This is a genomic window from Streptomyces sp. GL_148, from assembly GCF_057834205.1.
In genome coordinates this window covers 6,989,296-6,997,850 of record NZ_CM174396.1, presented here as the reverse complement: position 1 = coordinate 6,997,850, position 8,555 = coordinate 6,989,296, and the positions used below count along the sequence as shown (strand labels likewise).

The following is an 8,555-nucleotide window of genomic DNA, read 5'->3' as shown; positions in this document are numbered from 1 at the left end:
GTAGCCTGCCGCTCACGAGACCGCAGTGCCGGAAGGGAGCCACCGAGCTATGAGGGACCTGACGCAGGGGCAGGAGATCGGCCCGTACGCGGTGCGGCACGCCGGGCCCGAGGACGTGGCCGGCGCGCGGAGCGTCATGCTCGACACGTTCTACCGGGAGTTCGACTACGGCTACGTACCCCAGTGGCACGACGACGTCGTCGACATCGACAGCACCTACCTCACCCACCCGCGCCACACCCTCGTCGTGGCGGTCCTGGGCTCGGAGGTGGTCGGCACCACCGCGCTGAACTCCCGCGGCCCCGCCCACCCCCCGCACCCCCGATGGCTCACCGAGCGCTATCCCTCGGGGCGCACGGCGCAGCTCCTACGGGTGTACGTACGCCCGGACCACCGCAGACACGGTCTGGCCCGTGCCATGGTCAGGGCAGCCTGCGAATTCGCGGCGGGCGTCCCCGGCTACGACGCCGTCTACCTGCACACGAACGTCGACATCCCCGGCGCGGAAGCCTTCTGGCGCAGCATGGCCGACGAGGTCTGCGACGCCCGCACCACCGGCGAGCACGGCGGATACGGGACGGTCCACTTCGAGATCCCGATCCCCGTCCCGGCCACCACCGGCCGACTCGGCAACTAGGGCCTGTCGTCAAACTCCCGTCGTCGCCCGAAGGGCGGCCGCGCGGCCGTGGCGGCCACGCCGACCGCCCTCTGCGGGCGGGGATCGGATGGATGGCAGGTGATGATGCCCCGACCTGATGGGATCCTCCACTATCCTTGTTCCACCCGGGTGACACAGACTGCCGAGCATGTCTGATATCCCCCGGCCTGCGAATGCCGCTGACCAGCACAGACCGCTCACTGCCCAGAGCAGGGGCACGGTCGCCGATGGGGCCGCCGACAAGACCTTCGCGGCAGCCGCCCGGTTGCGGTCGGCGCCGCTGGTGTTCGCCGCCGGCGGCCTGGTGGGTCTGCTCGGTGGGATGATCGGACTGGGCGGCGCCGAGTTCCGCCTTCCGCTGCTGATCGGGCTGTTCGGGTTCGCGGCGCTTGCGGCCGTGATCCTGAACAAGGCGATGAGCCTGGTCGTCGTGGCCACCGCCCTGCCCGCCCGCCTGGCAGCCGTATCCTTCGGCGACCTCGGCTCCCACTGGGCGATCGCGGTCAACCTGCTCGCCGGGAGCCTGCTCGGCGCATGGGCGGGAGCCTCGTGGGCGGTACGGATGCGGTCCGCCACCCTCTACAAGGTCCTGGCGATCCTCATGGTCGGCATGGCCGGCGCGCTCGTCCTCACACATGTCACCGCCGTGGGGTCGCTCGACCTGCCCGCCCCGGTCCGGCTGGTGGCCGGAGTGGCGGCTGGATTCGGTATCGGCGTGGTCGCCGCGATCATGGGGGTCGCCGGCGGGGAACTGCTGATCCCCACGACCGTCCTGCTGTACGGAGCCGACATCAAGCTCGCGGGAAGCCTGTCCCTGCTGGTGTCCCTGCCCACCATGCTCGTCGCGTTCGCCCGCTACAGCCGCGACGGCAGCTTCGCGGTCCTTGGCGCCAACGTGCGCTTCGTCGCGTTCATGGCGACCGGTTCGATCACGGGGGCCCTCCTCGGCGGGCTCCTTCTCGGGGTGATTCCCGATGTGGTCCTCATCCCCGCACTCGCGGTCATCCTGCTGATCTCGGCCGTCAAGGTCGCCCGTCACGACTGACCTTCGATCGGGCACGGCGTCCACGTTCCCGTGCGCGGATGCGATCGACGGCTCCGCGTACCAGGTCCCGCAGCGTTTGGTGAAGGCGTACGAGCGCGGCCTGCTGCGACCCGAGCTTCGTGGCCACGGGCCGGCAGGTGGCCGGGCAGCCGTCCGTCACCCGGTCGTCCGTCACCCGGTCCTCCGTCACCCGGTCGGGCGGTTCGCCGGAAGGCCACCGGGGGAAACCATCTGTCCGTGCTGTCCCTACCCCCACTGCCAGAAGCCCTACACAGCCGGTTCGAGGCCGACGACTACCTCCCGATGCCCGGACTGCTCGGACCGGGCCCCCTATCGGCGCTGCGTGCCGAAGCCCGGCGGCTGGAGCGGAGTGCGGCCCGCCGGGACTTCCGCATGGAGTGCATGGCGGGAAGCCCCCGGCACATGACCACACTCGGCGGACGGCAGATCGCACGGGAATCGCCACTGGTCAGCGGCCTGTACCAGGACGCCGCGCTCCTGGGCTTCCTGACCGCCGTACTGGGCAGCGAGGTCAGCACGGTCCGGGACCCCGTCGAGCGGCACGTCCTGAACATCCTCCACCGGGAAGGCGATACCCACGGCGCCCACACGGACGACCACCCCCTCGCCCTCGTCCTCTTCCTGGAATCCCCACCCCACCCGGACGACGGCGGTCTGCTGGAATTCAATCCCGGCCACCCCGACCTCGATACATTGGACGGCGCCGGCTCCCGGCGTGCGCACCACCAGCCGGGCGAGGGCTACCTCCTGCGCAGCGACCGCTCCGCCCACCGCGTCACCCCGCTGAACCGCCCCGGCGTCCGGCGGACCGTACTCAACCTGGCCTACACGGTGCCCGGCCACCAAGGGCCCGCCACCCCGTCCGCGTCCCTCCTGTACGAGTAGACAGGCACGAGGCCGGATCCCCCACCGCCCGGTCGGCCGACGGCGCCGTGTGCCCGCAACAGCGCGGGGCCGTTCGGGTGGCGGGCCGGGCGCGGCGGCGGGAGCGGGGCCGGGTCAGGGCTGGAGGATGCCGTGACGGGAGGTGTCGCCGGTGGTCATCATCGTGGTGCTGGTGCTCGCGCTGGGGGCGTCGTTCGCCGCGAACCGGTACCTGCGCCCGCGGCTGGTCCGCGACAGCGAGCCGGGGATGGGTGTCCAGGACCTGGTCGGCCCGATGCAGACCCTGACCATCCTGCTGCTGGCCTTCGTCCTGGTGACCGCCTCGTCCTCGTACGGGCTGGCCGACGGCGCCGCCCGGCGGGAGGCGCACGAGCTGGGCCACCTCGCGTCGATGGCGGGGTACGCCCCCGAGCCCCAGCGGACCCGGCTGCTCGAGGACACCGTCTGCTACGCACGGACGGTGCGGTTCGCGGAGTGGCCGGCCATGGCCGAGGTCCGCGCCTCCTCCGCCTCCGACGAGTGGAGCAACGACTTCCCCGACGTGTTCCGGCAGTTGCGCGCCGAGCAGTCCTTCGGAATGCTGATCTCCGCCGACGACCAGCGGGCGCTGGCCCGCGAGGAGCGGCTCGCCCAGGCCTCCCCCAGCATCCCGGCGCCCATCTTCTGGTTCCTGCTGTGCGCGCTGACGGTGACCGTGGTCTCCCTCGGCGTCGCCGTTCCGCACCGGGACAACCGCGGACAGCTCGCCGCCCTGGTCGTCATCACGGTCCTGCTGGGCAGCGCGCTGTTCATCATCCGCGACGTGGACCGCCCCTTCGGCTGGCTGATCAACGTACCGCCCAAGGCGATCGCGGCCGTCGAGGCGCAGACCCTGCGCACGCTGCGGTCCTCACATCCCCAGGCCGTCCTGCCCTGCGACGCGGAGGGGAACAGGACCCGGGCCAAGGTGTGAGCGGACGCTGTCCGCCCGCGCCGCCTCACGGATACGGCTACGGGTTGGGTACGCAGGTCGCTCCCCCGAACTCAGGGTCTTCGTCTGCTGCATCATCACCGGGGCGGGCGCCGGTAGGGCCGAGGGTCACGGCCGGCCCGTCTGTAGAGACTCACCGCTCCCGGCTCGTGAGCAGCAGCCCCCGGGTCCAGGCGATCAGCTGTCGCACGATGGCGGTGGCATGTGCGCTGCGGCGCCGGGAGAACGGCAGTACCAGCAGTGCGGGCACGCAGGCGAGCGTCACGATGACGACGGGCACGAGCGCGAGCCCGACGACGAGCACCCGCGCGGCCCATCCGGCGCCGGCGACAGCAGTGGTCCATACGGCGGTGGTCATGGGGCGGATTCCTTCCAGGAGCGGCTGATTGACGATCCCAGCGTGGGGAGGTCCGGATAGGCTGCGACAGCCGCAAGGGTTGCCAGTACGGATGCAAGGCACGGGGGAGGCCGAGATGCCGGAGATGGCCCGCTCAGCTGCGAGTTCGTCCGCGACCGAGCGGGGCGAGACGCCGGAGGTTGCGGCCCTCGCCAAGACGTTGACAGACCTGTTCAAGACCCTGGGCATCTCACAGGAGGCGTACGCGGTCCGCGTTTCCCTGGACGCGGGCACCGTCTCCCGCTTCCTGCGCGGACGCCGGCTCGCCACCGAGGACTTCATCAGCCGCCTCATCCGCGAGGCGGAGCAGAAGCTCGGCAGCCCTCTCCAGGAGGAGGCCAGGGCCGAGATCCACCGCCAACGCCTGACGGCCCTGCGGGCCACCGACACCGCCGGGTACGAACTGGAGAGCCTCCGCCAGGAGATGATGCGCTCCCAGCGCACGATCGCCCGCCTGACCCGTCAGGAGGAGGCGCTGCACGACCTGTTGGCGAAGCGCGAGTCCGAGGTCTTGTCCGTGAGGGGCGAACTCGGTTCCCTCCACCGCGACTGGTCGGCGGACCTGACCGCCGCCACCCGCCGCGAGGTCGAGCTCCGCATCGCGCTCGACGACCACGCCTCCGTCCGCGACGCCCTCCTGGCCGAGATCTCGAAGCTCCGCGCCGATCTGGCCGATACCTCCGCCTTGCGGGCCGATGCGGAGACCCGCTGCCGGGACTTGGAGGACCGGGTACTGGCCATGGAAGAGCAACTGGCCGGGCTGCACCGGGACGGTGGCGGGCCGATCGGGGTGCTTCTGGGGCGCCTTGACGGGTTCCGGTCCGGCGGTGACGTACGCACGCTGGGCCGCGAGCTGGCCGACGTGGCCTGGGAACGTCCGGCCGAGGAGATCGTGGTGGTGCTGCAATGGCTCGGGGATGCGGGTGAGCGTTCCAGGGGGGAATCGTTGCTCCGGGACGTCGCGCAGTCCCGGCCCATCGGCGTGGTCACGGAGATCGGTGACGTGATGCCGCAGGGGCCGTTCCGGGCGGCCTTCAGGTCCCATCTCGTCCGGTGCGCCGCCCGGTTCCGGTCCGTGCCCGAGCTGGCCGTGCTGCACCGTCACTGGCACGGCGGGACGTGGCCCGCGGCGGACGACGTCCTGGTGTGCCTCGTACAGACGGACCGGCCTGCCGCCGAGGTGCTGGAGGTGATCTCGCTCCTGTCCGACGAGGACGCATCCGTCCTGCCGAGCCTGTCGACGGCCGCAGCCGCCTACCGGCTTCCCGATCGCGTGGTCGCCGTTCTGGCGGAGCTCGCGCACCGTGGTGACGAGCGCCTCGTCCGTGCCCCGTTGGGACACCTGATGAGGACCGTCCACGCCGCAGGGCGGGGGCAGCCCTTTGGCGCCGACCTGATGGCGCTCCCCCAGGACCGACGGCGCGCCCTGCTGGAACACATGGCTGCGGCGCCGATGAGGACCCTGCTGGACTTCCTCGACACCCTCAACTCTTCGCCCAGGACGGCCCAGGCAGCCGCGGAGCTGCTCAACCGGATCGAGGCAACGGGCCGCGGCGCCGACGTGCGCTCGTACCAGGGGAAACGCGCCCGGGCGTACCCGCACCACGAACTGGGGGACGTGACGGACGGCATGTGACCGCGGGTCGTCGCCGGTCTGCCCGAAAGAGCGAAATCCCGCCGCCAGGCCGAAAATCGATCACGAGCCATTGCCGGGCGCCGCAACCAGCCGCTGAGGCCCCGCCGCCCAGGGGTTCGGCCGGCGGTACGTCGGATGGATGTGAGAGATCGCCCCTCCTCTCGTGAAGAACTGCTTAACGAATCGGTTGCGACGGGGGCGATCGATGGCGGAGGCAGGGGACCGAAAGCCCAAGTCAACCCGCCCCCGTGGCAGCCTGGTTGGGCGGATACCGTTCAGTAGCGTACGTCCGAGGGGGCGGAGATCCGGTGATAGCATCCCGGCATCTGTGATCTTGTTCCATTTCGGCGCAGATGCTGATTTGGATCTGCGGCATGCTCTCCGCGTAACAGCAGGTGAACCGTGCCGATCAGCTGTGTTGCGGGGCCTCGCGAGGTGTATCTGCAGCCGTCCGCATGGCACGCGCCGGGAAAGGTTTCCATGAATCGAGACGCACTTGTGTGGTGCCTGGTTGCGGTGGCGGCGATAGCCGTTGCCGCGGTCGTGGCACTGGTCGCCCGCAACAAAGCGCTGGGGGCGAAGAAAGAGCACACCGAGGCCGAGTTGAAGCACCAGCTGCTCACGGCGGACAGCTACCTGCACGCGTCGCACGCCGAGCTGCAGAGGTTCCGCAGCGAGCAGGACGCCACGCTCCGCGACGCCAAGGAAGCGGCCGAGGAGAACACCAAGGCCGTCCTCAAGGGTGCCGCCAGCCTCCTGCAGAGCCTCGCGGCCGAGCAGACGACGCTTCTGGACGGCATCCAGCGCAAGTACGGCGGACACACCGTCCTCAGCGACCTGTTGGACGTGAACCACGCCAACGCCCAGATGGCGCGCAAGGCTCAGGGCATCGCCGTCATGTGCGGTGCGCCGCTCGGCCGTCGCAACCGCCCCGCGAGCGTCTACGACGTGGTGCGCAGTGCCCAGGGCCAGATCCGCAACTTCCACCGGGTCGCCATCATGCAGCAGACCAGTCTCGCCCTGAAGGCGTCCGCGGTCGCGCCCGTCGCCCTCGCCGTGGCGGAGCTGCTCGACAACGCGGCCAGCTTCTCGCAGCACGACGCGCCGATCGAGGTGACGTTCCAGCGCGTCCAGAACAACCTGTGCATCGTCATCGACGACGCCGGCGTCAGCATGAACGACGAGGAGCGGCAGCGGGCGACCGCGCTGCTCTCCGGGGAAGTCGCCCCTCGTCTGTCGCAGCTCGGGACCCAGCCGAAGTTCGGCTTCCCGGTCATCGGCCTGATCGCGCGCCAGCACGGTTTCAAGGTCGACGTCACCGGAGTCTCCCGATACGGCGGCGTCCGGGCCGTCGTCCTCTTGCCCGAGGAGCTGTGGACCATGGAGGAGATACCGCCCGTCCAGGAGGCTCCGGTCAGCGAGATCCGGCGCGTCACCGAGAGCAGGCCGCCGCAGACCACGGCGGCGCAGAGCGCGGCGGCGCAGAACGTGACCCCGCAGGGCACGACGCCGCGCACGATGCACGGTCTGCCCAAGCGCGGCGCACGCCAGGCGCCCATCGCGAGCGTCCCCGATCCGGACGCCACCGCGCCGGCGCCGCGGACCCCGGGGGAAACGGGCCGTGCTTCCGGGCGCAGCCTGGGCGCCTTCCAGCGCGGCACGCTCTCCGGCCGCAATCTTGACGCCACCTCGTTCGAAGGGCCCGAAGAGGCATGACCTCAGACCTCTCGTGGATGCTCGAGGACATCGTGCACAACGTGCCCCGTGCGCGGCACGCCGTCCTGCTCTCCGCTGACGGCCTTCCTCGCGGCGCGACCGAAGGCCTGGCCGAGAAGGACGTACGCACCATCTCCGCGGCCATGGCCGGGATGCAGTCGCTCAGCCGGGCGACGGCCCACTTCGCCGGACCGGAGGAGGACCGGCAGTGGAACCAGACCATCATCGAGTTCTCGCACGGCTGGAGCTTCCTGATCGGGGCGGGGCAGGGCTCCTACCTCGCCGCCGCGGCCGCGCCCGATGTGGACATGCAGCAGATCTCCTTCCGCATGCACCGTCTCGTCGCCCGGCTGGGCAACAACCTCACCTCGCCGCCGCGGGTGAGCACCGAGGACGCCGGAGGTCCGCGCGGGGGCGCACCGCGGCAGCAGAGCCCCGGTGACGCGGGATTCGTCCTCGGCGAGCTCGACCGGGTGATGTCGGAGGTCAAGGGCGCCCGCCACGCCGTGCTGCTGGGCTCGGACGGCCTTCCCCGCGGGGCGACCGCCGGGATGAGCCGCGACCTCGCGGACACGATCTCCGCGGCCATGACGGGCATCCATGCCTACAGCCGGGTCACCTCCCAGTTCGCGGGGGCCGTCGAGGACGCGCAATGGCGTCAGACGGTCATCGAGTTCCAGCACGGCTGGATCTTCCTGATGGCGGCCGGCCCCGATGCCTTCCTGGCCGCCGCCGCCGAACACGACTGCGACATAGAGCAGTTCACGACGCGGCTGCACGAGGTGGTTCCCAGGCTGACCACGGCGGCGACACCCGGGAAGGGGACAGGCCATGCCTGACGGGTTCGAACAGGACGAAGAGCTTGAACTGACCTCTCCATTAGTCCCCCTCTTCGTGATCACGAACGGACGGGCGCTGCCCCCGGAGCACGAGTACGAGCACACGACGCTCGTGACGGCGGCGGTGGAGAACGGACAGGCGGCGGCGCGCACGCTGTCACCGGAAGCGGGTCAGGTCATGGACCTGGTCGCGAACGGATTCCTGTCCGTGGCCGAGGTGGCGGGGCACACGCACCTGCCCCTGGGCATCGTCCGCATCCTGCTGGCGCAGTTGGAGGATGACGGTCTCATCCTCGCGAGGACACCGATACCGCGCGCCGAACGTGTCGACAGAGAACTGGTCAGCGCCGTGCTCGAGGGCCTGAAGAATCGATTCGGAGCGTAACGC

At 70.7% G+C, this 8,555-nt stretch carries 9 protein-coding genes; 8 read left to right on the top strand and 1 reads right to left on the bottom strand.

The window, feature by feature from the left end; genetic code table 11:
- Positions 1-49: 49 nt before the first annotated feature.
- From AC3IYI_RS31690 to AC3IYI_RS31675, 4 genes are all read left to right on the top strand, one after another.
- Complete coding sequence (locus AC3IYI_RS31690; protein WP_489406897.1) at positions 50-637, top strand: GNAT family N-acetyltransferase; 588 nt, start codon at positions 50-52, stop codon at positions 635-637.
- Positions 638-806: 169 nt separating this feature from the next.
- Entirely contained in the window at positions 807-1,703 is an 897-nt protein-coding gene (locus tag AC3IYI_RS31685; RefSeq protein WP_489406896.1) for a sulfite exporter TauE/SafE family protein, read from the top strand.
- A gap of 237 nt (positions 1,704-1,940) precedes the next feature.
- A complete protein-coding gene (locus tag AC3IYI_RS31680; protein ID WP_489406895.1) occupies positions 1,941-2,609 on the top strand; it encodes a HalD/BesD family halogenase in 669 nt (222 codons plus the stop codon).
- A gap of 151 nt (positions 2,610-2,760) precedes the next feature.
- Positions 2,761-3,561: a bestrophin-like domain gene (locus tag AC3IYI_RS31675; protein WP_489406894.1), complete on the top strand. Its 801-nt coding sequence runs from the start codon at positions 2,761-2,763 to the stop codon at positions 3,559-3,561.
- Between the two features lie 151 nt (positions 3,562-3,712).
- On the opposite strand, the gene AC3IYI_RS31670 is transcribed toward AC3IYI_RS31675, so the two are convergent.
- A complete protein-coding gene (locus tag AC3IYI_RS31670) occupies positions 3,713-3,937 on the bottom strand; it encodes a hypothetical protein (protein WP_489406893.1) in 225 nt (74 codons plus the stop codon).
- A gap of 115 nt (positions 3,938-4,052) precedes the next feature.
- Here AC3IYI_RS31670 and AC3IYI_RS31665 point away from each other — a divergent pair, with 115 nt between their 5' ends.
- From AC3IYI_RS31665 to AC3IYI_RS31650, 4 genes are all read left to right on the top strand, one after another.
- Complete coding sequence (locus tag AC3IYI_RS31665) at positions 4,053-5,612, top strand: hypothetical protein (RefSeq protein WP_489406892.1); 1,560 nt, start codon at positions 4,053-4,055, stop codon at positions 5,610-5,612.
- A 480-nt stretch (positions 5,613-6,092) separates the two neighbouring features.
- On the top strand, positions 6,093-7,328 hold the full coding sequence (locus AC3IYI_RS31660) for an ATP-binding protein (protein WP_489406891.1): 1,236 nt from the start codon (positions 6,093-6,095) through the stop codon (positions 7,326-7,328).
- Positions 7,325-8,167 (top strand): roadblock/LC7 domain-containing protein, encoded by an 843-nt coding sequence (locus tag AC3IYI_RS31655; RefSeq protein WP_489406890.1) that lies wholly within the window; start codon positions 7,325-7,327, stop codon positions 8,165-8,167. The genes AC3IYI_RS31660 and AC3IYI_RS31655 overlap by 4 nt, the downstream gene beginning before the upstream one ends.
- Positions 8,160-8,552: a DUF742 domain-containing protein gene (locus tag AC3IYI_RS31650; RefSeq protein WP_489406889.1), complete on the top strand. Its 393-nt coding sequence runs from the start codon at positions 8,160-8,162 to the stop codon at positions 8,550-8,552. The genes AC3IYI_RS31655 and AC3IYI_RS31650 overlap by 8 nt, the downstream gene beginning before the upstream one ends.
- The last annotated feature ends 3 nt before the right edge of the window (positions 8,553-8,555 follow it).